The 1,637-nt window shown below is 62.2% G+C and carries 1 protein-coding gene; it reads right to left on the reverse strand.

From position 1 onward, the window contains the following. Positions 1-159: 159 nt before the first annotated feature. A complete protein-coding gene (locus SPHV1_RS00975) occupies positions 160-1,530 on the reverse strand; it encodes an IS1380 family transposase (RefSeq protein ID WP_054944280.1) in 1,371 nt (456 codons plus the stop codon). Positions 1,531-1,637: the final 107 nt, after the last annotated feature.

Genomic DNA, 1,637 nt, shown 5'->3' on the forward strand with positions numbered 1-1,637 from the left:
CATGAAGCATCAGTGGCGGAATTGTTTGGCGGCGATCAGTTGATGGCCAGGTGATGAGGGCGAACGCCTCCATCGGCGTTTTTTCAACGCAGCAGGATCAATGGGCTTTTCGCGGTTGATGGGCGGGGTTTGGATGTTCGGCGGCGCAGCCGCGCCGGGCTATGTCGGGACAGGTCTGAGCGCGGTCGCGATGGCTCGGAATATGGCGGCATCGGGACAGGCGGACGCGAAGGCGACCCGGATCCGGGAAGCGGTCTCAATGACACGTGCCGCGACCTTGAGGATCCGCAGGCGCAGGGTCGCGAACTCGGCGGTGGCAAGCATGGAGGTTTTCGGGATGGCTTGCCGGATGCGCCACATGAGCCAGTAGGCAGCGGTGTGAAGGATCAGTCGCATCTGGTTGGCGTTGGCCGAGCGGCACGATGTACGATCGCTGGAGAGCTGGGTCTTGTGCATCTTGATCAGGTTCTCAGCCTGGCCTCGGGCACAGTACAGCGTGTCATAGATGTGCTCGGCCGAACCTTTCTCCAGCGAGGTGACGACATAGCGGATGTCGAGCCCCATGATGCTTGCCTCGATCCGGGCAATGATACGACGCTGGCATTTCCAACTTTTCGCGCCGTAGCGGGTTTCGGCATAGTGACGCAGGACCACCCGGTCGTGCTCGGCACGCTTGACCGCGCAGGCATCAGCCACCTTCACGATCTCCGGGTCGGCGCGTAGGGCAGCATTGGTGGGAAGGCCGAAGACATAGTCGATGCCATGCACCTCGCAGAAGGCCATGACCTCGGGCCTGCCATAATGGCCATCTCCGCGGATGGTGATGTGGGTCTCAGGCCAGTGCCGGCGGATATGGCGCACCAGGCGTCGGATGTGCCCGGCCGCCTCTGCACCCGATGGCGTCTTGCCGGTGCGCAGCAGCATGGCCACCGGCCGGCCGGTGGCAGTGTCGTAGACGTGAATCGGCAGGAAGCAGCGCTCACCGTGATGACCGTTCCAGAACGAGAGCTGCTGATAGCCGTGCACGACATCGCACGTGTCATCGATATCCAGTGTCACCGCCTTGGGCGGATCGGGATAGCTGGTGCAGTAGATTTCGACCATCACAGCCATCATGCGCGCCAGTTCGCGCGTGCTCGGCGCGTTCTCCCACCTACTCATCGTCGGTTGACTGGCCAAGCCCGGCCCCGAGCCTGGGAACTTGCCGAGCGCCAGGCGAAAGCCGGGATCGTTGCGCAGCGCGTCAAGGTCGTCGGCATCCTCGTAGCCGCAGGTGATCGCCAAAACCCGGGCCCTTAGGATGTCATCCAGCTTGTGGACCACCCGCGAAGGATCGCGCGGATCGGCAATGCAAGAAGCGAGTTGCCTGCAGATCCCCATCTCACGCTCGGCTTGGGCAAGCAGGAGAACCCCGCCGTCTGAGGTCAGCCGCCCACCGTCAAACGCTGCTGTGAGTTTCTTGCGACCTACTGCTGGAAACGAAAAGGAGGCGGCGCTATCGTCGCCCTCGGCGGGTGTGGCCTGTGGCATTTCTTGCCTCGTTGCAGGTTGGTTTAGGCACCAAAATTCCTACAACAAGCCAATGGCTTACGCTACTCCCGCCAACCCCGATTGCCCACCATCATGAATAAGACAGG

This window comes from Novosphingobium sp. KN65.2 (genome assembly GCF_001368935.1).
Taxonomy (GTDB): Bacteria; Pseudomonadota; Alphaproteobacteria; order Sphingomonadales; family Sphingomonadaceae; genus Novosphingobium; species Novosphingobium mathurense.